This window comes from Idiomarina solivarensis (assembly GCF_033052755.1).
Classification (GTDB): domain Bacteria; phylum Pseudomonadota; class Gammaproteobacteria; order Enterobacterales; family Alteromonadaceae; genus Idiomarina.
In genome coordinates, this window is sequence record NZ_JAVFHZ010000002.1 from 222,194 (window position 1) to 243,918 (window position 21,725).

31 protein-coding genes are annotated in these 21,725 nt (G+C 46.8%); 21 read left to right on the plus strand and 10 right to left on the minus strand.

From position 1 onward, the window contains the following. Positions 1–7: 7 nt before the first annotated feature. The 4 genes from RBK99_RS05030 to RBK99_RS05045 all read right to left on the minus strand — a co-directional run bounded on the left by RBK99_RS05030 (position 8) and on the right by RBK99_RS05045 (position 1,300). Complete coding sequence (locus tag RBK99_RS05030; RefSeq protein ID WP_317503549.1) at positions 8–403, minus strand: TM2 domain-containing protein; 396 nt, start codon at positions 401–403, stop codon at positions 8–10. 14 nt (positions 404–417) lie between these two features. Continuing rightward, positions 418–642 carry a membrane protein insertion efficiency factor YidD gene (yidD, locus tag RBK99_RS05035; protein ID WP_317503550.1) on the minus strand — a complete coding sequence of 75 codons (225 nt, stop codon included), beginning with the start codon at positions 640–642 and terminating at the stop codon, positions 418–420. A gap of 8 nt (positions 643–650) precedes the next feature. Then, a complete protein-coding gene (locus RBK99_RS05040) occupies positions 651–866 on the minus strand; it encodes a DUF4177 domain-containing protein (RefSeq protein ID WP_317503551.1) in 216 nt (71 codons plus the stop codon). 86 nt (positions 867–952) lie between these two features. Continuing rightward, positions 953–1,300, minus strand: coding sequence for a VOC family protein (locus RBK99_RS05045; RefSeq protein WP_317503552.1), 348 nt, complete (start codon positions 1,298–1,300; stop codon positions 953–955). Positions 1,301–1,535: 235 nt separating this feature from the next. On the opposite strand from RBK99_RS05045, the gene RBK99_RS05050 reads away from it, so the two are divergent. Further along, positions 1,536–1,985, plus strand: a complete 450-nt coding sequence (locus RBK99_RS05050; RefSeq protein ID WP_317503553.1) for a hypothetical protein — start codon at positions 1,536–1,538, stop codon at positions 1,983–1,985. 48 nt (positions 1,986–2,033) lie between these two features. On the opposite strand, the gene RBK99_RS05055 is transcribed toward RBK99_RS05050, so the two are convergent. Both RBK99_RS05055 and RBK99_RS05060 read right to left on the minus strand, forming a co-directional pair. Then, complete coding sequence (locus tag RBK99_RS05055) at positions 2,034–2,372, minus strand: thioredoxin family protein (RefSeq protein WP_317503554.1); 339 nt, start codon at positions 2,370–2,372, stop codon at positions 2,034–2,036. A 134-nt stretch (positions 2,373–2,506) separates the two neighbouring features. Next, positions 2,507–3,124 (minus strand): hypothetical protein, encoded by a 618-nt coding sequence (locus RBK99_RS05060; RefSeq protein WP_317503555.1) that lies wholly within the window; start codon positions 3,122–3,124, stop codon positions 2,507–2,509. Positions 3,125–3,294: 170 nt separating this feature from the next. Between RBK99_RS05060 and RBK99_RS05065 the strand changes: the two genes are divergently transcribed. The 7 genes from RBK99_RS05065 (at position 3,295) to RBK99_RS05095 (ending at position 6,247) form a co-directional block, all read left to right on the plus strand. After that, a complete protein-coding gene (locus RBK99_RS05065; RefSeq protein ID WP_317503556.1) occupies positions 3,295–3,687 on the plus strand; it encodes a thiol-disulfide oxidoreductase DCC family protein in 393 nt (130 codons plus the stop codon). A gap of 184 nt (positions 3,688–3,871) precedes the next feature. Beyond that, positions 3,872–4,288, plus strand: coding sequence for a hypothetical protein (locus RBK99_RS05070; protein WP_317503557.1), 417 nt, complete (start codon positions 3,872–3,874; stop codon positions 4,286–4,288). After that, positions 4,285–4,494 (plus strand): helix-turn-helix transcriptional regulator, encoded by a 210-nt coding sequence (locus RBK99_RS05075; RefSeq protein ID WP_317503558.1) that lies wholly within the window; start codon positions 4,285–4,287, stop codon positions 4,492–4,494. Before RBK99_RS05070 ends, RBK99_RS05075 begins: the two co-directional genes overlap by 4 nt. Positions 4,495–4,594: 100 nt before the next feature. Beyond that, positions 4,595–4,792: a hypothetical protein gene (locus tag RBK99_RS05080; RefSeq protein WP_317503559.1), complete on the plus strand. Its 198-nt coding sequence runs from the start codon at positions 4,595–4,597 to the stop codon at positions 4,790–4,792. A gap of 20 nt (positions 4,793–4,812) precedes the next feature. After that, positions 4,813–5,112, plus strand: coding sequence for a Rho termination factor N-terminal domain-containing protein (locus RBK99_RS05085; RefSeq protein ID WP_317503560.1), 300 nt, complete (start codon positions 4,813–4,815; stop codon positions 5,110–5,112). Positions 5,113–5,186: 74 nt separating this feature from the next. Further along, positions 5,187–5,894 (plus strand): nuclease-related domain-containing protein, encoded by a 708-nt coding sequence (locus RBK99_RS05090; protein WP_317503561.1) that lies wholly within the window; start codon positions 5,187–5,189, stop codon positions 5,892–5,894. Between the two features lie 182 nt (positions 5,895–6,076). After that, a complete protein-coding gene (locus tag RBK99_RS05095; protein WP_317503562.1) occupies positions 6,077–6,247 on the plus strand; it encodes a DUF3545 family protein in 171 nt (56 codons plus the stop codon). Between the two features lie 60 nt (positions 6,248–6,307). On the opposite strand, the gene suhB is transcribed toward RBK99_RS05095, so the two are convergent. Next, on the minus strand, positions 6,308–7,084 hold the full coding sequence (gene suhB, locus RBK99_RS05100; protein ID WP_317503563.1) for an inositol-1-monophosphatase: 777 nt from the start codon (positions 7,082–7,084) through the stop codon (positions 6,308–6,310). A 108-nt stretch (positions 7,085–7,192) separates the two neighbouring features. Between suhB and trmJ the strand changes: the two genes are divergently transcribed. The 3 genes from trmJ to RBK99_RS05115 all read left to right on the plus strand — a co-directional run bounded on the left by trmJ (position 7,193) and on the right by RBK99_RS05115 (position 9,668). Beyond that, entirely contained in the window at positions 7,193–7,915 is a 723-nt protein-coding gene (gene trmJ / locus RBK99_RS05105) for a tRNA (cytosine(32)/uridine(32)-2'-O)-methyltransferase TrmJ (protein WP_317503564.1), read from the plus strand. Between the two features lie 66 nt (positions 7,916–7,981). Beyond that, a complete protein-coding gene (iscR, locus tag RBK99_RS05110) occupies positions 7,982–8,461 on the plus strand; it encodes a Fe-S cluster assembly transcriptional regulator IscR (protein ID WP_317503565.1) in 480 nt (159 codons plus the stop codon). A 49-nt stretch (positions 8,462–8,510) separates the two neighbouring features. Beyond that, positions 8,511–9,668 (plus strand): IscS subfamily cysteine desulfurase, encoded by a 1,158-nt coding sequence (locus tag RBK99_RS05115; protein WP_317503566.1) that lies wholly within the window; start codon positions 8,511–8,513, stop codon positions 9,666–9,668. On the opposite strand, the gene msrA is transcribed toward RBK99_RS05115, so the two are convergent. Beyond that, complete coding sequence (msrA, locus tag RBK99_RS05120; protein WP_317503567.1) at positions 9,665–10,210, minus strand: peptide-methionine (S)-S-oxide reductase MsrA; 546 nt, start codon at positions 10,208–10,210, stop codon at positions 9,665–9,667. The two genes, RBK99_RS05115 and msrA, sit on opposite strands and share 4 nt — an antisense overlap. A 164-nt stretch (positions 10,211–10,374) precedes the next feature. On the opposite strand from msrA, the gene ndk reads away from it, so the two are divergent. The 9 genes from ndk to der all read left to right on the plus strand — a co-directional run bounded on the left by ndk (position 10,375) and on the right by der (position 19,406). Next, entirely contained in the window at positions 10,375–10,806 is a 432-nt protein-coding gene (ndk, locus tag RBK99_RS05125; RefSeq protein ID WP_248263947.1) for a nucleoside-diphosphate kinase, read from the plus strand. Positions 10,807–10,865: 59 nt separating this feature from the next. Beyond that, positions 10,866–12,002, plus strand: coding sequence for a dual-specificity RNA methyltransferase RlmN (gene rlmN / locus RBK99_RS05130; RefSeq protein ID WP_317503568.1), 1,137 nt, complete (start codon positions 10,866–10,868; stop codon positions 12,000–12,002). Between the two features lie 33 nt (positions 12,003–12,035). Next, positions 12,036–12,491: a tetratricopeptide repeat protein gene (locus RBK99_RS05135; RefSeq protein WP_317503569.1), complete on the plus strand. Its 456-nt coding sequence runs from the start codon at positions 12,036–12,038 to the stop codon at positions 12,489–12,491. Between the two features lie 20 nt (positions 12,492–12,511). Further along, complete coding sequence (locus RBK99_RS05140) at positions 12,512–13,618, plus strand: RodZ domain-containing protein (RefSeq protein ID WP_317503570.1); 1,107 nt, start codon at positions 12,512–12,514, stop codon at positions 13,616–13,618. A gap of 19 nt (positions 13,619–13,637) precedes the next feature. Then, positions 13,638–14,756: a flavodoxin-dependent (E)-4-hydroxy-3-methylbut-2-enyl-diphosphate synthase gene (gene ispG / locus RBK99_RS05145; RefSeq protein WP_317503571.1), complete on the plus strand. Its 1,119-nt coding sequence runs from the start codon at positions 13,638–13,640 to the stop codon at positions 14,754–14,756. Between the two features lie 72 nt (positions 14,757–14,828). Further along, positions 14,829–16,106: a histidine--tRNA ligase gene (hisS, locus tag RBK99_RS05150; RefSeq protein ID WP_317503572.1), complete on the plus strand. Its 1,278-nt coding sequence runs from the start codon at positions 14,829–14,831 to the stop codon at positions 16,104–16,106. Between the two features lie 4 nt (positions 16,107–16,110). Continuing rightward, a complete protein-coding gene (locus tag RBK99_RS05155) occupies positions 16,111–16,725 on the plus strand; it encodes a YfgM family protein (RefSeq protein ID WP_317503573.1) in 615 nt (204 codons plus the stop codon). Further along, complete coding sequence (bamB, locus tag RBK99_RS05160) at positions 16,725–17,960, plus strand: outer membrane protein assembly factor BamB (protein ID WP_317503574.1); 1,236 nt, start codon at positions 16,725–16,727, stop codon at positions 17,958–17,960. Before RBK99_RS05155 ends, bamB begins: the two co-directional genes overlap by 1 nt. A gap of 6 nt (positions 17,961–17,966) precedes the next feature. After that, entirely contained in the window at positions 17,967–19,406 is a 1,440-nt protein-coding gene (der, locus tag RBK99_RS05165) for a ribosome biogenesis GTPase Der (protein ID WP_317503575.1), read from the plus strand. Positions 19,407–19,450: 44 nt separating this feature from the next. Here der and hslO read toward each other — a convergent pair whose 3' ends face one another. Further along, positions 19,451–20,275: an Hsp33 family molecular chaperone HslO gene (gene hslO / locus RBK99_RS05170; RefSeq protein ID WP_317503576.1), complete on the minus strand. Its 825-nt coding sequence runs from the start codon at positions 20,273–20,275 to the stop codon at positions 19,451–19,453. Positions 20,276–20,305: 30 nt separating this feature from the next. Further along, on the minus strand, positions 20,306–20,707 hold the full coding sequence (gene hslR, locus RBK99_RS05175; protein WP_317503577.1) for a ribosome-associated heat shock protein Hsp15: 402 nt from the start codon (positions 20,705–20,707) through the stop codon (positions 20,306–20,308). 165 nt (positions 20,708–20,872) lie between these two features. Here hslR and gspC point away from each other — a divergent pair, with 165 nt between their 5' ends. Continuing rightward, complete coding sequence (gspC, locus tag RBK99_RS05180; protein ID WP_317503578.1) at positions 20,873–21,724, plus strand: type II secretion system protein GspC; 852 nt, start codon at positions 20,873–20,875, stop codon at positions 21,722–21,724. The last annotated feature ends 1 nt before the right edge of the window (position 21,725 follow it).

A 21,725-nucleotide genomic window follows, 5' to 3' on the forward strand; every position in this document is an offset into this window, starting at 1 on the left:
GTTCTGTTTAGGTATGACTGGACTTAACCTCGTCAATCAGCTCGCGCATAAGGTTATTATTGTAAGCGTGCACAATCTGTTGCGATTTAAACAGCTGAGGCAGTTCAATAATGACAATGGCAAGCAGAATGATAATGCCGAGTAAGGGTAAAAACGGCAACATCGCCAGCCCCAGTAGCATGACACACAGGTTGATAACGCCGCGCTGTGTCTTGCCCAAATAAAAATGGTGTAAGCCTGCCATCACAAACCAGTTTAGAACGGCGTAGGTGTCGGGGTCTTTTAAGCGCTGACCTTCAAGGCGGTAATATTCTTTTCGCTGTTCAGGTGTCAGCTCGCGTATTTTTGTGCGTAGTGCTTCTTCTTCATCGCGCAACTGTTCGGAAGACATTTTGTCAGACATAGTAGCTACCTCGTCTAAGGCACCGGATCGTGTTTTTTATGCACGCAGTCCGGATCATTACAGCGCCGCATGCGCGCAATGCCAAGCTTAAAACCCTGCCACGTACCATATTGGCTAATGGCCTGGTAAGTATAGGCTGAACAGCTCGGCTCAAAGTTACATTCTGTATTAAAAAAACGACGCGAACCGCCACGACGCTGATACCATCGAATTGAGGCTAAAAGAAGCCGTTTCAACATAGTGCCGCTTATCGACCCAGGGTCAGAATGGCCGCTTCGCGCGACCAGAATAACCAAAAACGCTTTTGCTCAATAACCTGAAACACCAGTTGCCAGCCGTCAGCCGCTTCTCTGTTCAGGGTCGACTCAATATTCTTCAGCGGCAAACCGCTTGAACCCAACAGCAAAGTGCCGCAACCGCCTTCGGCAATATGAACCACTTTGTATTCCGTAAACTTAGACATTGTCTCTTCCTATTTTTTATTTATTTTTAATAACTTACGTAAAAAGCCAAAGGGCGTCAATTAGTCTCAATCGCCCAGTATTGTCCTTATTCAGACCACACGGCGTACTCATTCCCGCTGGGGCAGGTGAATTGAAAACGGCGGCCACCGGGAAAGTCGAATATCGGCTTGATGATTTTACCGCCGGCGTCTTCAACCTCTTTCAGGCTTTGCTCTAAATCTTTGCTGTATAACACCACCAGGGCACTGCCGATAGCGGTTTCTGCCACCAGGTCAGACTGATAAAACCCACCATCGAGTCCGGCATTCTGGATAGCGGCGTACTCCGGACCGTAATCCACAAACTCCCAGCCAAAGGCTTGTTGAAAAAAGCGTTTAGTTGCATCCAGGCTGCGGGCTGGCAATTCAATGTAGTTAATTTTGGTTGAGTTCATGGCGTGTCTCACTTAGCGTGTTTTGGAAAGCAATTTTGGCTTCAGTAAGCGTATCAGAATTTTCGTAACCCACCACTTAACATTCGGGGCGAAAAGCAACGACTTAGGTATTTAATTTTATTGCGATGTTTTAGAATTTGAAAGACGTATTATGGGAGGCCACGAATTGTCTGCTTTAAATTAGGAAGCCTAACTTAGCATAGAGTTCCGCTTCTATTTAGAATGAAGGAAAGTAATGATGAAGTATTTTACATACAGTACAAAATGGGCCGCTCTTCCCGTATTAATGACGTTGTTGATTACTTATTTAGTTTTCCAAAGAAAAGAGCAGTTTTATTCAGCGATAGAAACTGGCCATGTAAGCTTCAATTTAGCTTTATTAATGTTCTGGGGCTTAGTCGTTCTTGGTATTGGATATACCATAGTTCCATACAGGATTGTCACGACTCCTTTACTTAAGTATCGCTTTAACGAAAAAGGGCTATTTTATAATAAACGGGGTAAAGAAATGCATATACCCGCGGGCTCTGTTTCAGAGCTGCATTTTCCACCAACACTGAAGCGTGACGTTGGAGCGATAGGTTCCGTTTGGCTTAAAATTGATAATAAGTGGCATAAAATTCCAACGGGCTACGATTTATCACCCCAAGAATGGAAGCATTTTGAGGGTGTCATGGTTAAATAGACAGCGAGACAGCCTACAGCGTCCGATGCCTTAACTTGTTAGCCCTATTTAGTTGGTTTTAGAAACTAACTGGCGAACCTCGTCAGAACGTAATGGCCTTACTAGACGATCCACTTCATTCCCATCTTGCAGGAGTATCAAGGTGGGCCAAAGCTTTACCTTGAACGCACGGCCCAGTCGTTTGCCTTTTCCGTCGTATATTTTAATATGGCGGAGTTCCGGATGTTCAGTTACTACTTCTTTTATCGCAGGGCTTGCAGCCTGACAATGCCCACACCAAGGGGTACCAAACTCAAGCAGAGTGCTGCCGGACAACTCGCCAACTTGTTCAAATGTAATAGCTTCTTCTGTGTAATCAGAGTTAGAACCAATATCATTTGTTTTCATCGCATTTACTCCCCATGACAAATTACAAGAACGCCCAATGAAGTGTAGTGCATAGTGAGTATCATCCAAACCTATTAAAAATAGGAAAGCTGAATTGGCTACATCCTTTGCGATCAACCCCAATAGGTGCTCAATTACAATTTAGATCTGCTTGGCTGTTTACAAATAAAACGTTCAGCTAGAGTATCAAATATGCAGTTCATTCGGTTTGTTTCTTCTTCGTTTGGCATGGGGGTCGGTAACCCGAAAGAAAACTGAAGTAGGAGCTTGCCTATAGAGGCCGGAGAGTTTTCTACTAGAATAAACTTTGACTCGTAGAAATCGAACAGCATACTTGCGTATGGGCGACTGCTTTTTGACTCTAATAATAGTTTGTGTAGCTTATGGCCTGCACTGTCAACCATAATGAAAGGTGTAACGGGTATTCTCAATTCACTTACAAACGTTTCCCCTTCATATCTAAAACCGAATTTATCGAAAAGCAACTCTAGTAGACTATCACTTTTCTTTCCCAAGCTACTGATCGTTATGCTACTAACGCTTTTTATGCCGTCCCCATTAGAGGAAACTGGTTTATCAAACTTGATTTGAATACCTATAGGATTTGAATAACTCTCATCAGAGATATAAATATGATTATTTTCAATATCAAACGGAATAGAGACAGACTGAACGTCAGCTTTTTGCCCCGCGGCTGAAGCCGAAGTAAAAATCATTAATGTGCAAATTATAACTTTTATTTTTTGAAGCACTTCGACCCCTAAAGTAGATCTACAAAAAGTCTGTAAATACTAATTCAAAAGTAAAAATGGCGGAAGTTGTTCACTAGCCTCAAGCTGAATTTTTTCATGAAATGAGAAGTCAAAAACAGGAAATACTCGTATTAATAAGTAAGCAATTCATAACCACGGTGGTGGTATCCATGCAGAACGCTGAATTTATTATTTTTTATGATGGCGGTTGCCCTTTATGCGTGAAAGAAATGCGCCATCTAAAACGGCTGGATAAAGAAGGGCGGATTCAATTTGAGAACATTAACGAACCGGACTTTAATGAGCGTTATCCCGACGTAGACATTGCCAAAGCAAACCAGTATTTACACGGGCAAACACGTTCTGGAGACATGCTTTACGGACTGGATGTTACTCACGCTGTTTGGTCATTAGTGGGCAAGGGCTGGATGATAGCGCCGTTACGCTGGCCAGTTATTCGCTGGTTTGCTGATAAAACCTACTTGTTTTTTGCGCGCAATCGTAACCGTATTTCTAAGCTATTAACGGGCGAAGAGCGTTGTTCGCAGTGCTCTATTGATTGATATTTTCATTTCTACCAGGCTTTAGCTGTACTCTAATGCATACCGCGTTTTCGATTTTCTGAACCTATCGCATCTAAATATGACAAGTTAACTTGACATCCATAGTTTATCGGGTTAAAAGTAAAGTGTATTTTACATAAAGTCATGTTATAGCGACTTTTAACGAATCATATCGAGGTGATAAATGACGGATCTTTCTACTTTGGACTATTGCCAAACCAACAAGAAAAACACGAGGCGTTTGGCGTTCTGGACCAGTATTTGGTTGATAACAATGGCTGTGGTTAATTTTGGGCCTAAGTATTTATGGGGTGAAGATAGTGTACTCACGTTAATTGCCATAGCGGTCAATTTATCGGTTGGCCTGGTAATGATTTGGTCTAATAAAAAACATCTGATGGGTTTGGATGAGTTACAGCAACGTATTCAATTAGAAGCTATGGGTGTGACATTAGGAATTGGGTTAGTGGTTGGGCTCGCCTATTCGAGTCTTGATGCTGTGAATTTAATTGCTCAGAATGCCGAAATTACTCACTTGGTTATGCTCATGGCGGTTACTTATTTTATTTCAGTGGTGATTGGCGTTAGGCGGTATCAATGAGAAATTGTCTAAAAGTTTTACGCGCTGAAAAGGACTGGACTCAAGCCGATTTAGCCGCTCGTCTGGAGGTATCAAGGCAAACAATTAATGCCATTGAAAAAGGTAAGTTTGATCCTAGCTTACCACTGGCGTTCAAAGCTGCTCGACTATTTGGTTTAAGTGTTGAAAGTATTTTTTTCGATGATGCCGATAGTGTTGATAACTAAAGACCAAGCGTATGGCTTTATTTTACTGTTTTTTCTTCTACACTTAATGGTGAAAGAGTAAAGAAAACGCACTGACATTTTTAATGATTAAGGAGGCTTTATGACAGGGCCAATGAATCCGAAAATTAAAAAACACGAGCAGGATCTTACCGAAGAAGAAAAGCGCAAGCTGCAGTCGCAGCAGGACAAAGAGAACCAGAGCCGTGAAGATCACAGCCGGCCAGGTTCAACTCATGACACACATTCGCAGAAAGACAAACAAATTGCCCCTGAGCAACGCGGAAAAGACTCCCAGTAAACATTTGTAAGGAGGCTCTTATGCCGGACGTGTGGCGTGATAAAGACGAACGGATGTATCAGCATATCAAGCAGTCACAGCTGGATGATGGCAAGAGTACGGATGAGGCAGAGGAAATTGCCAGTCGTACGGTGAACAAGCAGCGAAGGGAAGAGGGGTTGACCGAAAATGCCACAACCAAGGGTACCGGCAACCCCAATACCAAGCTTGAACATCGCACTAAAGATGAGCTCTACAATAGGGCGCAGCAGCTTGATATTGATGACCGTAGTCAGATGAATAAAGAGGAACTGATTGAGGCGATAAGGCAAAAGCAGTAGTCGATTGAAGCTGACGAGTGGCTGCTTTAATGGTTAAATAAAACTATCGATATCAGGAACAAGCAGTAACTGTCATGGCGGACACGCAGTACATAACCACAAATCGTCTCTCTCAGGAAGTAAACCAAACCCGCTTATGGGTCGCTATTATAGGCGCTCCCGTGGCGGGTTTTTTTATGTATCAATTGCCTAATCTGTGGTGGATTATAGGGCTGATTTATCTCTTCGCTATTATTGGCGCAGCTTCGACGAAGCGCTCCGGCGCCAGGGGCGAACTGAAAACACTGAAACTTTTAAAAAAGCTCCCCGATAATTATGTACTGTTTAATCAGGTTGACGTACCCAACCCACGGGCAAAGCGTGGCTTTACCGAGTTGGATTTGATTGTGGTGGGTCCTAACGGTGTGTTTGTTGTAGAGGTAAAAAACAACAACTCTAAGGTTACCGGAGACGAGCAGGTGGCTCACTGGACAGCCCACAAAGTAGGGCGCAAAGGTGGGCGCTACACCGCCAAAGTTCGCAACCCCATTAAGCAGTTAAAAAAACAGGTTCATGTTTTAGCGGAGCACCTTAAAAGGAACCGCGCATCAACATGGATAGACGGCGTGGTGTTCTTTTCACACCGCGGTGCGCGGGTCAAGTTGACTTCACCACCAAGCGTTCCTGTGCTCGAACGCAAAGGGCTGGTCGAGTATATTTTGAGCTACACGCCTAAACGGGCGCCTTCGAATATTGAGACCGTAGTGCAGCAATTAGTGGCGCTTAAACAAGCGATAAACTAGTGACACTTTGCAAACTTTTCACACCTCTGCCATCGTTTGTTAACAAAACCGTAACAAAAGTCTTTTAAAATGACCGGGTGTGTGGTACTTATGAATTGTGGTTTTTTTGTTAACAAACAGATTCGCCACAGCGCTAATACCATAATTAAAAAAGTTGTATCAAAAAAGCAGAGGGTCATACCATGGATAATTCAGAAGAACTGCAAAAGGTAAATGACAAGTCTGGAAAGGGTCGCGCCGCAAAACGGAAATGGCGTGAAATAGAACAACTCAAAGAGAAGTACCAGTTGCGGGAAGAACTCTCTGATATGGATTACTCGCTAGAGCTGGATTTGGAAGAAATCCAATTATAAAAAAGAACGCCGTCTGGCTTAGCTCAGACGGCGTTTTGCTTTTAGCGTTTCAACAACAGTTTAGCGAATTTGTGCCAGCATTTGTTTTAATGCTTTTGGCGCACCGGCCGCTATGTTGCCTGACTGAATGTAGTTGTGACCGCCTTGAAAGTCACTGACAATGCCCCCGGCTTCGCGAACTAATAATTCGCCGGCCAACATATCCCAGGGTTTCAGACCCATTTCCCAGAATGCGTCGTGACGTGCGGCTGCTACGTAGGCTAAATCTAATGCGGCTGCGCCTGCACGGCGAATATCGGCACAATGTTCAAACAGTTTGCTGAACATTTCCAAGTATTCGGGAGTACGATTTTTCATTTTGAACGGGAAACCGGTGGCTAGAATAGCGCCTTTTAATTCCACCTTAGGCGAAATACGTAAGCGACGACCATTTAACTGTGCGCCGGCACCACGAGAAGCGGTAAACAGTTCTTCGCGCATAGGATCGTACACAACGGCCTGCTGAACAGAGCCTTTGTGGAGCAAAGCAATAGAGATACAAAAGTGGGGAATACCGCGCATGTAATTGGTGGTGCCGTCGAGCGGATCGATAACCCACTGGAAGTCATTTTCTTTACCAGCCTGGGTGCCGCTTTCTTCTGCAATGATGCCATGGTCCGGATAGGACTTTTTAATCGTGTTGATAATAGCCTGCTCTGCGGCTTTATCCATATCGGTAACCCAGTCATTCAAGCCTTTTGATTCGGCTTCAACAGGGCTTCCCTGATCGAAATTTTTAACTAAAATTTTGCCGGCCGCACGCGCTGCGCGCACCGCAATATTTAACATCGGATGCATACCAATTACCTGTGCTGTAAAAGAACAATTTTCGGTCGCGGATCATACCAGTGTTACGGTATCATGCCAAACTTTTCCATAAGTCGAGAAAAACCCAAGGAAAACGCCATGCTTGATAACATTCGCATCGTTCTGGTGAACACTTCCCACACTGGGAACATCGGTTCGGTTGCCCGTGCCATGAAAACCATGGGGCTGTCTAAACTCACTTTAGTCGACCCTGTGCAGGAACCTGATAGCCATGCATCGGCGTTAGCTGCTGGTGCGACCGATATCCTGGCATCAGCCAACATAGTAGACACCCTGCAAGAAGCCATTGCCGATTGCGGCTTAGTTATTGCCACCAGTGCCCGTAACCGGACGTTAGACTGGCCGTTGTTAGGGCCTCGTGAATGTGCTGGCAAAGTGCTGGAAGAAGCAGGGCAACACCAGGTTGCTTTGGTCTTTGGCCGTGAAAATAGTGGCCTGACTAATGAAGAGCTGCAACAAAGTCAGTTTCATTTGCACATACCAACAAACCCTGATTACAGCTCATTGAATCTGGCTATGGCGGTACAAACGGTCTGTTATGAGCTGAGAATGCAGTGGCTGGAATCACAGCAACGGTCGCCTGAAGATTTGCCGGAATACCCGCGCGCCGACGATTTAGAGCGATTTTACGAGCATTTAGAAAAAACGCTTGGCCAAACCGGGTTTATTGTTCGCCATCACCCTGGGCAGGTGATGACCAAACTGCGCCGCTTATTTAATCGTGCCCGTCCGGAAGAGAATGAAATTAATATTTTACGCGGCATTCTGGCCTCTGTGGATAAATCGACCAGCAATACTTGACTAAAACGGTCAGGAATGTAGAATTTCGTTATAATAATGATGAGTTAAACAGCAGAGGAAATCACCATGCGCCTGACGTCAAAAGGTCGATACGCAGTAACGGCAATGCTGGATGTTGCGCTATTTACGGCAAATGGTCCTGTACCGTTAGCGGATATTTCTGAGCGTCAGGGAATATCACTGTCTTACTTAGAACAGTTATTCGCGCGTTTGCGTAAGCACGGATTAGTCGACAGCGTGCGTGGCCCCGGTGGGGGCTACCGTCTGGGCTGCCCGGCCAATGATATTTCTGTCGGTGCGGTGATTCATGCGGTAGATGAATCTATTGATGCAACACGTTGTCAGGGCAAAGCCAATTGTCAGGGTGGTGAGCGTTGCTTGACCCACTCCTTATGGGAAGGGCTCAGCGATCGAATATCCGATTTTCTGGATGGTATTACTCTGGCTGAGCTAATGAAAAAAGACGATGTGGGCGATGTTTTGCATAGACAAAACTCTCTGCATAAAAATGATGACGAAGAAATAAAACTTAACTCTCACCTCTAGTTAGTATCGACACATTAGCCGTTAGTTATGAGTGTTCAGGAGCAACGACGTGCCTAAGTTACCCCTTTATTTTGATTATGCTGCAACTACGCCTGTCGATCCTGTTGTCGCAGAAAAAATGATGGCTTGCTTAACCCAGGACGGACTTTTCGGTAACCCCGCTTCGCGCTCACACAAATATGGGTGGCAGGCGGAAGAGGCTGTCGATATTGCCCGACATCAAATTGCAGACCTGATTAACGCCGACGCACGCGAAATTGTCTTTACCTCCGGGGCTACCGAGTCAGACAACCTGGCAATAAAAGGTGCAGCCCAATATTACGCCGCGAAAGGCAAGCACATTATTACCCTGAAAACCGAGCATAAAGCGGTACTGGACACTTGTGCTCAACTGGAAAAAGAAGGCTTTGAAGTCACCTACCTCGACGTTGGTAGCGATGGTCTATTAGATATGGATTTGTTTCGCTCGGCCTTGCGTGAAGATACGGTGTTGGTCAGCGTCATGCTGGTGAATAACGAAATTGGTGTGACTCAGGATATCACCACGATAGGCGATTTATGCCGTGAAAACGGCACGGTGTTTCATGTTGATGCGGCTCAGGCGTCCGGTAAAGTTCCAATGGATATGGCGGAGCTACCGGTCGATCTCATGTCGCTTTCTGCCCACAAAATGTATGGGCCGAAAGGTATTGGCGCATTGTACGTACGTCGCACACCGCGGGTTCGCTTGTTTGCGCAAATGCATGGGGGCGGCCATGAACGGGGTATGCGTTCAGGTACTTTGCCCACTCACCAAATTGTCGGCATGGGCGTTGCAGCGGAAATAGCAGGTAATGAGCTGGAGCTGGAGCCCGCACGGGTTGAGAACTTACGTCAGCAATTATGGACCGGAATTAGCCAGTTGGATGGGGTAACCCTGAATGGTTCAGAGCAGCAACGCGTGCCGCATATTACGAATATCAGCTTTTCCGGCGTTGACGGTGAACTGTTGTTAATGGCGTTAAAAGACTTAGCGCTTTCTTCGGGCTCTGCCTGCACGTCAGCCAGTGTTGAGCCGTCGTATGTGTTGAGCGCATTAGGTGTTAAACCCGAGCTGGCCATGAGTTCGTTGCGCTTTAGTATTGGCCGTTACACCTCCGAAGATGACATCGACAGCGCAGTAGAGCTTATCCACCGCACTATCGGCACGTTAAGAGGGGCTGCTTAGTCTTTCAGCAGGCCGGCAAAGGTTTTACGAAACTTAGCCAGCTTAGGTGAAATGACGGCCTGACAATACGGGTTTCCCGGGTTTCTGGCGTAGTAATTGTCGTGATAATCCTCCGCCGGATAAAACGTTCCTAACTCCGTTACTTCCGTTACGATAGGCGCTGCGAAAGCGTCGTCCGCTTCAAGCTCGGCAATAATGTCTTCCGCTTCACGTTTTTGCTCATCGTTATGATAGAAAATCGATGTGCGATATTGCGTCCCTACATCATTGCCCTGGCGGTTAACCTGAGTAGGATCGTGCAGCGTGAAAAAGATTTCTAAGATTTGACGGTAAGAGATCTGCTTCGGGTCGTATTCGAGTTGCGCGACTTCTGCGTGCCCTGTATTACCAGTGCACACCTGTTCGTAAGTTGGCTCGACGGTATGTCCGCCGGTATAACCCGACTTCACTGACTGTATGCCTTTTACCTGTAGAAAGGCGGACTCAACACACCAGAAACAACCACCGCCCAGTGTCGCTTGTTCGTATTCGTTGTTCGCCATCTAAGAACTCCTTATCGTCAAATAGACGTCTATATGGCTAATTGGTTCTGACATCCTAGCCGAGAATGAATTAAAAAACAATCACTGGGGATTCGATTTCTGTGTTGATCTCACGTATAATCCGCGCGACTAATTTATCCCTTTATTTTATTGGAGTTTATACCATGGCTTTAGAGCGTACTCTATCAATCATCAAGCCTGATGCAGTTGCAAAAAACTTAATCGGCGCTATCTACAACCGTTTTGAATCTGCGGGTCTGCGCATTGTTGGTGCTAAAATGATGCACTTAAGCAAAGAACAGGCAGAAGGCTTCTACGCTGAACACAAAGAACGTCCTTTCTTTGGCGCTTTGGTTGAGTTCATGACCTCTGGCCCTATCGTGGTTCAGGTTCTTGAAGGCGAAGACGCTGTACGTAAAAACCGCGACATTATGGGTGCAACAAATCCAGCAGAAGCACTGGCAGGAACTATCCGTGCCGACTATGCTGAAACTATAGACGAAAATGCGGTACATGGCTCAGATGCGACTGAATCTGCTGCCCGCGAAATCGCTTATTTCTTCAGCGACGAAGAAGTTTGCCAGCGCACTCGCTAAGACGTAAGAAAATATGGCCTGACGTTTGCGTCAGGCCAAATCAAGAAAACCGGAGCTTTATGACCAACGCAATTGATAAAAAAGTGAACTTACTCGACCTGAATCGCGAGGGAATTAAAGAGTTCTTTCGGGAGATGGGTGAGAAACCTTTTCGTGCCGAACAGGTTATGAAATGGCTGTATCACTTTTGTGTCGATGACTTTGATGAGATGACGAACCTCAATAAAGCGCTGCGCGAAAAGCTTAAGCAAGTGGCTGAGATTCGTGCCCCGGAAGTTCGTGAGCAACAACAGTCATCGGATGGCACTATTAAATTTGCGATGACACTGTTTGATGGCCAGGACGTGGAAACGGTCTGGATACCTGAAGGCGACCGCGCTACTTTGTGTGTGTCTTCTCAGGTGGGTTGTGCATTAGAATGTACTTTCTGCTCAACCGGCGCTCAGGGCTTTAACCGTAACCTGAGTGTGGCTGAAATTATTGGCCAGGTATGGCGAGTGAATCAGTTGCTGGGGGCTTATGGTAAGACCGGTATTAAGCCGGTAACCAACGTTGTCATGATGGGCATGGGTGAGCCTTTGCTTAACTTGAATAATGTTGTCCCATCAATGGAGTTAATGCTGGATGACCTGGGTTTTGGTTTGTCTAAACGCCGCGTTACCTTAAGTACGTCGGGTGTTGTTCCTGCGCTGGAAAAATTGCGTGAGCGCATTGATGTGATGTTGGCTATTTCGTTGCACGCACCAGACGATGAACTGCGTAACGAAATTGTCCCCATTAATAAAAAATACAATATTGAAGAATTTCTGGCATCCAGCCGTCGTTATGTTGAGCAGTCAAAAGCTCAGCGTAAAGTAACGGTAGAGTATGTCATGCTGGACCATGTCAATGACTCGACTGATCAGGCACATGCGCTGGCAAAAACCTTAAAAGATACCCCCAGTAAAATTAATCTTATTCCGTTTAACCCGTTCCCGGGTTCAGATTACGGGCGTTCGAGCAACTCGCGAATTGACCGCTTCGCCAAGGTACTGATGGAATACGGATTTACTGTGATGGTAAGGAAAACTCGCGGTGATGACATTGACGCTGCGTGCGGGCAATTGGTGGGTGATGTCATTGATCGCACCAAACGAATACTGAAACGTCAGCAGAAACAACGTGGTGGAGAAGCAATCGCTGTAAAGACCGCGTAAATTAACAGAATCGCAGGCACAAGGAGTGTGATAATGCGAGCCGCTTTATTATTGATAGCCTTAGGGCTATATGGTTGTACCGCTAACCCTGAACAGTCGGTGTCTGTGGGTAATGATGTACGGTTGCAGCTTGGACTTGCTTACTTAGCGCAAGGGAAATTAAAGCTTGCGCAACCGCATCTGCAAACAGCATTAAAGAACAACCCTCGGTCTCTGGATGCCAACCTTGCCTTAGGGCAGTGGTATTTAGCGACAAATGACGTTGATTCCGCTTTGTCACTTTACCAACAGACATTATCATGGCAACCTATGAGCGGTGCATTGTACAATAACTATGCGGTTGCACTGTGTGTGGCTGGTGACTGGAAAACCGCACTGACGTATTTTGATAAAGTGGCAGAGGATCCAGCGTATCCACATCATGCCAGAGCCAAGGCTAACAAGGCCGGATGTCTGGCAAGGGTGAGTCACGACGCAGCTCAACCATAACAGGGAAACCCCTTACAATCATGACTGCTGAAAACGAATCAACACAAGATAACAAAAAGCCAGAATCAGAAGCGGTAAAAGAAACAGAACAAAAGCCGAGCAAAGGTCCTGGAGAGATATTAAAAGATGCCCGCGAAGCGAAAGGCTTAACTCAACGCGAGGTGGCAGACCAACTGCGTCTGCGAAAACAGATTATTGAACTGCTGGAAGCCGATGATTACGCAACCTTCTCTACGCCTACCTTTATTAAAGGGTATCTCCGTGCCTATGCGAAATTACTCGATTTAGATGATACGGAGCTATTTGAGGCCTATCGGGCTAAAGGCTTTCAGGAAGTTGAAAGTAGTCAAATGCAAAGCTTCTCTCGCCGAACAAAACATCAGGAAAATGATAACCGTTTAATGCTGATTACGTATGTGGTTATTATCATTGTTATTGCCTTAGTTATTTGGTGGTGGCAGGAGCCTGATATAGGGTTCAATGAAGATACCAATGGTGTCCAGGAAAGCTCGGAGTCAAGCTCCGTAAACGAAAACGACGAAGCCGGCAGTGTTGGTGGCATTGAAGTATCCAGCCAGCCGATGGAGCCTCAAATTAAACCGAATGAAGAAGAAGCTGTCCTGGAATCGGAAGTCAGTTCCGGCGATACAAATGTTGCCGTCGAGTCAGTGCAGGAGCCTGTGGAAGGTACCACTGAGGGGAATGCTGAGCCGGAGAATGGCAATTTGCCGGAAGAACAGACGGTTGCGAGTACAGAAAGTAACGAACAGCCGCCCGGTGAAAGCACTGAACAAACAAATACGGCACCAGTGGAATCAGTTACAGAAACTGAAAATCAGCAAACTGCAGCTGTCCCGCCTCCGCAACCGGAGGCCAGTTCCCCAAGCTTGGTTTTAGAATTCAACGAAGAGTGCTGGGTTAAAATTGACGATGCGTCTGGTGAAACCCAGGCCGTCGGTGTGAAAGAAGCGGGTTACCGCATGCCGGTTCCCGGCAGTGCCCCGTTCTCGGTTACTTTATGTAAGCCAGAAGCTGTCACAATGAGCTTTGAGGGTAATACGGTTGATATGAGTCAGTTCCGCAGCGGTCGTGTTGCGCGCTTTACCGTCCCCCTGTCCGAACAGTAGTAGAGGTCAACTTAAGGTTATGATGCACGAAACCCCAATTAAACGCCGTCCTTCCCGCCGATTGTATGTAGGTAATGTGCCTATTGGCGATGGCGCACCGATTGCTGTGCAGTCCATGACAAACACCGAAACCACCGACGTTGATGCAACCGTGGCGCAGATTGAAGCGTTAGCTCAGGCCGGTGCTGATATTGTGCGTGTTTCTGTCCCAACCATGGAAGCGGCAGAAGCGTTTAAATTTATAAAACAGCGTAGCTCTGTGCCCCTGGTAACCGATATCCATTTTGACTATCGAATTGCGCTTAAAGTGGCTGAATACGGAGCCGACTGCTTACGTATCAACCCGGGTAACATTGGTCGCGAAGACAGGGTTAAAGCCGTTGTTGATGCAGCGCGCGAGCGTAATATTCCCATCCGTATTGGTGTCAACGGTGGTTCGTTAGAGAAAGACTTGCAAGAAAAGTATGGCGAACCAACGGCAGAAGCGTTGGTTGAGTCTGCAATGCGCCACGTTGATATCCTCGATAAGCTCGATTTTCATGACTTTAAAGTCAGTGTGAAGGCATCCGACGTGTTTTTAGCGGTAGAGTCCTATCGCTTGCTGGCGCAAAAAATTGATCAACCGCTGCACTTAGGCATTACCGAGGCCGGTGGTAAACGCAGCGGGGCTGTAAAATCATCGGTAGGTTTAGGTATGTTATTGGCCGAAGGTATTGGTGACACATTACGCGTATCACTTGCGGCCGATCCGGTTGAAGAAATTAAAGTCGGTTTCGATATATTGAAGTCGCTGCGCATTCGGGCGCGAGGAATAAACTTTATTGCCTGCCCAAGTTGTTCGCGTCAGGAATTTGATGTTATTAGCACGGTGAATGAGCTGGAACAACGTTTAGAAGACATTACCACGCCTATGGATGTTTCAGTGATAGGCTGCGTTGTTAATGGCCCGGGTGAAGCCTTGATATCGCATGTGGGGCTTGCCGGTGCGAAAAACAAAAGTGGCTTGTACATTGGCGGCGCGCGACAAAAATTGCGACTGGATAACCGTAACTTAGTCGATGAACTGGAAGCGCAAATTCGTGAGCAAGTGAAGTTTATTGAAGCGAATAAAATTGATGTAAAAGAAATTAACGGTTGATTTTACCCGCATCGACAAAGTCCCTATAATACCCGCTTATTTTCTGTATCGATAACCAGACGAGAAGGTTCCGTGGCGAATACAATACAAGCAATTCGTGGCATGAATGATTTGTTGCCAGAGCAAAGCCCGGCGTGGCAGCAGGTAGAAGCAGTAATACGCCGTGTTGCTGCAAGCTACGGTTACAGCGAAATCCGTATGCCTGTGCTGGAAAGCACACAACTGTTTAAACGTTCAATTGGCGAAGTGACCGATATTGTCGAGAAGGAAATGTATACCTTTGATGACCGTAACGGCGACAGTGTCACTTTGCGCCCGGAAGGAACCGCAAGCTGCGTTCGTGCCGGCAATCAGCATGGCTTGCTGTATAACCAAATTCAGCGATTGTGGTATATGGGACCCATGTTCCGCTACGAACGCCCTCAAAAAGGTCGGTACCGCCAGTTTCATCAGTTTGGTATAGAAACTTTTGGTTTAGAAAGTGCCGATGCAGATGCCGAAGTTATTCTTCTTTCGGCTCGGTTATGGCGCGAGTTCGGCATTGATGACCAGGTGGAACTGCAATTGAACTCTTTAGGGTCCAATGAGGCTCGCGCGAATTATCGTGACGCATTAAAGGCCTATTTGTCGGACTATATTAATGAGTTGGATGAAGACAGTCAGCGACGTCTTGAGAGTAACCCACTCCGTATTCTGGATAGCAAAGACGAAAATACCCAGAAGATTCTTGAGGGTGCACCACAGTTATCGCAGTATTGGGACAGTGAATCGAAAGAGCACTTTGAGCAGCTAACGGCTCGTTTAGAAGCGGCGGGTATTTCCTACACTTTGAATGAGCGTCTGGTTCGCGGTCTGGACTATTATAATCGCACTGTGTTTGAGTGGGTGACAACCGCGTTAGGTGCACAGGGCACGGTTTGTGCGGGCGGACGTTATGATGGCCTGGTTGAGCAACTGGGCGGTAAATCAACGCCTGCGGTCGGCTTTGCTATGGGCATGGAACGTCTGGTGCTGTTACTGCAGGATCAGGGTAAACTGACACCAAGGCGTACAGTGGACGCCTACTTAATGCCGTTGGGTGAGGAAGCGGAACTAAATGCCCCGCGCATTGCCGAACAGCTGAGAAATGATTTACCGGAACTGCGGCTAGTGACCCACTGTGGCGGTGGTTCCATGAAAAAGCAAATGAAGAAAGCCGATAAGTCAGGTGCGGAAGTCGCACTGATTATTGGTGCAGATGAAATCGCTCAGCAGCAAGTAGCGGTTAAGCCGTTGCGTACTGCTGAAGAACAACAAACTCTGGGCTGGCAGGCACTTATTGACTTTCTGCAGCCGCTGACAAGAGGGTAGTCAGGTGGATAGTACCGAAGAACAACAAGTAGAACGTTTAAAAGAGTTTTGGAAAGAACACGGTAAAGGTATTGTAGCGGGTGTCGTTATTGGGTTTGGCCTGTTTTATGGCTGGCGCTACTACGACCAGCACACGATAGAAACTCAACAACAAGCTTCCGCTAACTATGAACAGTTGACTGCAGGGTTGTCTGAAGGTAGCGATAATGCGCTGCAAAATGCTCAGCAATTTGTCAAAGAAAACCCGGAAAATATCTATGCGCATCTGGTTGCTTTGCAATTAGCTGAGTACGCGACGAATAAAGACGATTTAGCAACAGCGGTTACCGCGCTGCAATCGGTCGTTGATAATTCAGATGATAAAAACATGTCCGCGTTAGCAAGTATTCGTCTGGCCCGAGTGTTAATTGCTCAGGACCAGTTGGACATGGCTTTAAGCTTAGTGCAGAAGCCGTTGCCGGAAGCTTATACTGGTTTCGCCGCAGAGCTTGAAGGCGATATTCTTGCAGAGCAAGGGAATACGGAAGAAGCTCGTGCAGCTTATGAACGCGCATTGCAAGCCGGGGAGTCATTGACTCCTGCGTTGCAAATGAAACTCAACAGCCTGGCTAAGTCATAATGCAATTGATAAAACGCTTTACTAAAGGCAGTTTACTTTTTACTGCTGCCGTCCTTATTTCTGGTTGCTCCATTTTTGGTGATGAAGAAGAGCCGAAGTTTGCAGAACTTCAACCAATTAACGAAGAAGTACAGCCAAAAGTTTTATGGGATGCCTCTGTCGGTGATGGCATTGGGGATTATTTTTCACGACTTAATCCGGTTGTTGAATACGGAAAAGTGTTTGCGGCTGATCGCAGTGGCATCGTTCGCGCGTTTGACAAGAAAACGGGTGAGCCGATCTGGAGAATTGATCTTCGCACGCTGATTGAATTTGATGCAGCTAAAGACGAAAGTTGGTTCAGTGGCATTTTCTCAAGCCCTTTCCCGGCTCGTATTTCAGGCGGATTAGTGGCTAGCTATGATCGCATTTTTCTGGGAACAGAAAATGGCGATGTGGTTGCGCTTGACGAAAAAACCGGTGAGTTGGTCTGGCACGCAGAAGTGAATAACGAAGTCATGTCCGATCCGGCAGTAGGCGAAGGCCGGGTTGTTGTGCATACCAGCGGCGGTAAGGTCATTAGCTTGAATGCCGAAACGGGTGAACAGCAATGGGAATATCAGTATCAAGCACCGATGCTAACGGTCCGTGGTGCATCAGCTCCTGCCATTATTAGTGGTGGTGTTGTTGTGGGCGACAGCAATGGTGTTGGCATGGTATTGATTGCTGAAAATGGCCAACAAGCCTGGACCCAGAAAGTTGGTGAGCCCAGCGGTAGTACTGAATTAGAGCGGTTAGCAGATATTGATGCAAAACCTGCAATCGATGGCAGAACGGTCTACATGATCGCTTTCAATGGCGAGTTGGTTGCATTGGAGTTAATGAATGGTGAAGTACGCTGGAAACGCGACTATAAATCGTTTGAAAACTTGCTCGTAGCAAATGGCAAAATCTTTTTAACCGATGTAAACAGTCACGTTTACGCGCTCGGTCAAGAAGCCGGTATCGAACTGTGGAGTAACACAGCGTTATTTGGTCGTGAGCTAAGCGCTCCTGCATTGCAGAGCGGAAATGTTGTTGTTGGCGATTTTGAAGGTTATCTGCATTGGCTGGATAGCGACAGCGGTAACATCACTGGTCGTTACGAAGCTGGCGGTGATGGTGTCTATGCGGCCCCTGTCGTTGATAACAACATTCTATATGTACAAACTCGGGACGGTGATATCATCGCGCTCGATATTCAATCAGGAAATTAATAAGAGATGTTACCTGTTGTCGCGCTGGTTGGGCGCCCAAATGTGGGGAAATCCACACTTTTTAACCGTTTAACACGGACTCGCGATGCACTGGTAGCGGACTTTCCCGGGTTAACCCGGGACCGTAAATACGGTCAGGCAAATTACGACGGTTTTCAGTTTATTGTTATTGATACCGGCGGTATCCATGGTGATGAAGAAGGCATCGACGAGGAAATGGCTAAGCAGTCACTGCTTGCTGTTGACGAGGCGGATGTCGTTTTGTTTATGGTGGATGCCCGTGACGGTGTCACCGCTGGTGACCAGGGCATTGCCGATCATTTACGTAAACAAAATAAGAAAGTCTACCTGGTCTGCAATAAAATTGACGGCATTGACGCCCATTCGGCTATGGCTGATTTTTACTCTTTGTCGCTGGGAGAGCTTTACGGCATAGCAGCGGCTCACGGCCGCGGTGTTGAGTTGCTACTCGAAACCTGCTTTAGGCCGATTGCGGAAGAATACCCCGATGTTATTGTACCGAAAGAGACGGTTTCTGAAGAACTTGCTCATGACGAAATCGACTACGATAAGCTGCCGTTAAAACTGGCCATTGTGGGTCGTCCTAACGTGGGTAAATCCACCTTAATCAATCGCATAATGGGTGAAGAGCGTGTTGTTGTCTATGACATGCCTGGCACTACTCGTGACTCGGTTTATATTCCTATGCAACGCAATGAGCGGGAATATGTTCTGATTGATACTGCCGGAGTACGCCGTCGGGGTCGTATAGGCGAAGCGATTGAGAAGTTCTCCGTGGTGAAAACGCTGCAGGCAATTGAAGACGCTAACGTTGTGCTCGTTGTGATTGATGCACGCGAGACTATTAGTGATCAGGATCTTAACCTTATCGGGTTTGCGCTAAACGCGGGTCGTTCCATTGTCATCGCTGTGAATAAGTGGGATGGTCTGGAAAGTGATCACAAAGAAGAAATTAAGCGTGAGCTCGATCGCCGTTTAGGCTTTGTGAACTTCGCCCGATTACACTTCATATCGGCTTTACATGGTACCGGAGTGGGTCATTTATTTGAGTCGGTTGAAGAAGCCTATGCCAGTGCAACGCAGCGTATTAGCACGTCTAAACTGACGAGCATTATGGAAATGGCTCAGGAAGAACATCAGCCGCCATTGGTCAGTGGTCGTCGGGTTAAGCTAAAGTATGCGCACGCAGGAGGCTATAATCCGCCGCGTATCATTATTCATGGGAATCAGGTAAAAGACTTACCGGGTGCTTATCAACGTTATTTAATTAATTACTTTCGTAAAGCGCTGGGCGTAATGGGAACACCCATTAAAGTGGAGTTCCGCGAACCGGTTAACCCATATGAAGGTAAGAAAAATCAGCTCACCTTGTCGCAGCAGCGTAAGCGCAGACGTTTAATGAAATTTCTGAAAAAGAAAAAGTAGTTTTGAAGAAAAAGCCTGCAACAAAAAGCAGGCTTTTTTATGTCTTAATTAAAGTCGGCTGGACTGAAGCGATATTCAGTCAGACAATAATCGCAGGTCATTACAATTTCACCTTCCTGCTCTAAAATTTCCTGAATTTCTGCCGGGCTTACTGAAGCAAGTGCTTCCAACGTGCGCTCACGAGAACACCCGCAAACAAAACTTACCGGTTGCGACGGGTACAAGTGAACTTGTTCTTCATGGTACAGGCGATGCAGTAGCTGCTCGGCCGGTAAGGTATAAAGCTCTTTTGCCGTGATAGTGTCGGTTAAGGTGGCTAAATGTTCAAAACCCGCTAAGTCTTTGCCGGTTGCCGGTAAGCGCTGTAGCAACATACCTGCGGCATGTTCTCCGTCGGCATGTAACCAAACTTTAGTGTGTAATTGCTCTGACTGCTCAAAGTAGTTTTCCAGTATCGCTGCGATGGAATCTTCATCCGCACTGACAACTCCCTGATAGCGCTCACCGGTGTCCGGGGTCAGGGTGATAATCAACTGGCCTTTGCCAATCATTGAGCGCAGGTCGGTCGCGCCGATGTCTGACTTTAACCGGGCAATGCCGCGCAATTCTTGATTGTGATTACCGTTAACCGCGATAAAATTAAGTGGACCATCGCCCTGAAGCTGAACGGCAATGTGACCGTTAAACTTTAAGGTTGCCGTAAGTAATGAAACCGCTGCCATCATCTGGCCAAGTAACTCTTGAACCGGAGCTGGGTAATTGTGACCACGGATCAGCGTCTGATAACTGCTGGTCAATTGCACCAGTTCACCACGCACATCGTGCTCTTCAAAGGTGTAACGTGACAATTGATCAGTTGGGTACTCCATGGGAACTCCTGTTAATTCAAAGTTGGCGGCTTACTCACCGCTGTCTTTCATTCTGATAAGCTGACGGCGTTGCTTTTTATCGGGCCGCCCGTCGGGGTGCGGATTATACAATGCATTCAGCTTTCTTGCTTCAGCATTTTGCTCGCGTTTTTCGATACTCGCCGGCGTTTCCCGGTAAAGCAATTGAGCTTCACTGGCACCGCGACGCTGCTCACTTAGCTCCATTACTTCCACTTCTTTGGTATCGAAACCCTGACGTAACGTAATAAGGGCACCAATTTGGACTGCTTTAGAGGGCTTGCTGCGCTGGCCGTCATAATGTACTTTGCCGGACTGCACCATTTGCCGGGCCAGCGCCCGGGTTTTATAGAATCTTGCTGCCCATAGCCATTTATCAAGGCGAATGGGGCTTTCTTTTCGAGTTTTTGTCATAAAAACGCAACGAATTCGTTATAAACTTTGTGTTAATCGATTGTTGACTCATGTCGCCTGCGCTAGAATGCATGAATCGTCTTTTGTCAGTGTAACAAGAATAAGAATAAAGTGACTGCCCGACTTAAACAAATATTTACAGATGCTCATACGTGGCGCCGATTAATGCAAGCGCTCATCGCTTTCGCGTGGTTTTTAGTGGCGGTGCTGCTGGCGCGTTTTACCTGGTCTCTACTTAGCCCTGATGAACCTTCGGGAAAAGCGGTGTTACCCCGGGTGGCATCGGCTGACATGTATTCCACTTCAGTCAATCTGGATAACTTAACGTCTTTAAACCTATTTGGTGCATCGGATCAAAACAGGGGGCCGGGTAATACACGGAACGCCCCTAAAACGTCCTTAAATGTTCGCTTGATTGGTGTCTCAGCAAGTTCAAACCCTGCCCGCTCTGCCGCTATTATTCAACAGGGAAGCCGGCAGCAGACCTATATTATCGGCGAAAACTTGGGAAGCTCCTCGGTTACCGTGGAGGAAATTCATGCCGACCGGGTGATTCTTGATAATAATGGGCGTTTAGAAACGCTGGAAATGGAAGACATTGGGGAAGACAGGCCGGCACTATCGCTGGTCGTCGAGGGGTCAGAAAGCGGTAATGAAGAGGAACCCGACGACCCAAGTGCGTCAGAAACGCAAGAGTCGGTTGAACAGCAGCTTGCACAAGTTGCCAGTAATCCGTCTTCGTTACTTGATTATGTCACTATTTCACCGGTGCAAAGTAATGGTGAATTAAAGGGGTATAAATTGACCTCAGGACAAAACCCCGATCTTTTTCGGAATGCAGGCTTCCAAAACGGCGACTTGGCTGTGGCCATTAATGGTTATGATTTGACGGATATGGAGCAAGCGATGTTAGCGAGTCAGGAACTGTCGCAGCAACAACAAGTCACTATAGAAATAGAGCGCGACGGTGAACGGATGGAACTGTCGTTTGAACTACCGGAAAAACAGGATAATTGAT

Coding starts and splice junctions, on each gene's coding strand:
- RBK99_RS05070 (WP_317503557.1), top strand. CDS start 3,872: ATGACGGATCTTTCTACTTTGGACTATTGCCAAACCAACAAGAAAAAC.
- RBK99_RS05090 (WP_317503561.1), top strand. CDS start 5,187: ATGGCGGACACGCAGTACATAACCACAAATCGTCTCTCTCAGGAAGTA.
- hslO (WP_317503576.1), bottom strand. CDS start 20,275: ATGGAGTACCCAACTGATCAATTGTCACGTTACACCTTTGAAGAGCAC.
- RBK99_RS05030 (WP_317503549.1), bottom strand. CDS start 403: ATGTCTGACAAAATGTCTTCCGAACAGTTGCGCGATGAAGAAGAAGCA.
- iscR (WP_317503565.1), top strand. CDS start 7,982: ATGCGCCTGACGTCAAAAGGTCGATACGCAGTAACGGCAATGCTGGAT.
- RBK99_RS05080 (WP_317503559.1), top strand. CDS start 4,595: ATGACAGGGCCAATGAATCCGAAAATTAAAAAACACGAGCAGGATCTT.
- gspC (WP_317503578.1), top strand. CDS start 20,873: ATGCAAGCGCTCATCGCTTTCGCGTGGTTTTTAGTGGCGGTGCTGCTG.
- RBK99_RS05050 (WP_317503553.1), top strand. CDS start 1,536: ATGATGAAGTATTTTACATACAGTACAAAATGGGCCGCTCTTCCCGTA.
- ndk (WP_248263947.1), top strand. CDS start 10,375: ATGGCTTTAGAGCGTACTCTATCAATCATCAAGCCTGATGCAGTTGCA.
- hslR (WP_317503577.1), bottom strand. CDS start 20,707: ATGACAAAAACTCGAAAAGAAAGCCCCATTCGCCTTGATAAATGGCTA.
- RBK99_RS05140 (WP_317503570.1), top strand. CDS start 12,512: ATGACTGCTGAAAACGAATCAACACAAGATAACAAAAAGCCAGAATCA.
- yidD (WP_317503550.1), bottom strand. CDS start 642: ATGTTGAAACGGCTTCTTTTAGCCTCAATTCGATGGTATCAGCGTCGT.
- RBK99_RS05055 (WP_317503554.1), bottom strand. CDS start 2,372: ATGAAAACAAATGATATTGGTTCTAACTCTGATTACACAGAAGAAGCT.
- msrA (WP_317503567.1), bottom strand. CDS start 10,210: ATGGCGAACAACGAATACGAACAAGCGACACTGGGCGGTGGTTGTTTC.
- RBK99_RS05135 (WP_317503569.1), top strand. CDS start 12,036: ATGCGAGCCGCTTTATTATTGATAGCCTTAGGGCTATATGGTTGTACC.
- RBK99_RS05075 (WP_317503558.1), top strand. CDS start 4,285: ATGAGAAATTGTCTAAAAGTTTTACGCGCTGAAAAGGACTGGACTCAA.
- rlmN (WP_317503568.1), top strand. CDS start 10,866: ATGACCAACGCAATTGATAAAAAAGTGAACTTACTCGACCTGAATCGC.
- RBK99_RS05085 (WP_317503560.1), top strand. CDS start 4,813: ATGCCGGACGTGTGGCGTGATAAAGACGAACGGATGTATCAGCATATC.
- RBK99_RS05045 (WP_317503552.1), bottom strand. CDS start 1,300: ATGAACTCAACCAAAATTAACTACATTGAATTGCCAGCCCGCAGCCTG.
- suhB (WP_317503563.1), bottom strand. CDS start 7,084: ATGCATCCGATGTTAAATATTGCGGTGCGCGCAGCGCGTGCGGCCGGC.
- RBK99_RS05065 (WP_317503556.1), top strand. CDS start 3,295: ATGCAGAACGCTGAATTTATTATTTTTTATGATGGCGGTTGCCCTTTA.
- RBK99_RS05040 (WP_317503551.1), bottom strand. CDS start 866: ATGTCTAAGTTTACGGAATACAAAGTGGTTCATATTGCCGAAGGCGGT.
- ispG (WP_317503571.1), top strand. CDS start 13,638: ATGATGCACGAAACCCCAATTAAACGCCGTCCTTCCCGCCGATTGTAT.
- RBK99_RS05095 (WP_317503562.1), top strand. CDS start 6,077: ATGGATAATTCAGAAGAACTGCAAAAGGTAAATGACAAGTCTGGAAAG.
- trmJ (WP_317503564.1), top strand. CDS start 7,193: ATGCTTGATAACATTCGCATCGTTCTGGTGAACACTTCCCACACTGGG.
- bamB (WP_317503574.1), top strand. CDS start 16,725: ATGCAATTGATAAAACGCTTTACTAAAGGCAGTTTACTTTTTACTGCT.
- der (WP_317503575.1), top strand. CDS start 17,967: ATGTTACCTGTTGTCGCGCTGGTTGGGCGCCCAAATGTGGGGAAATCC.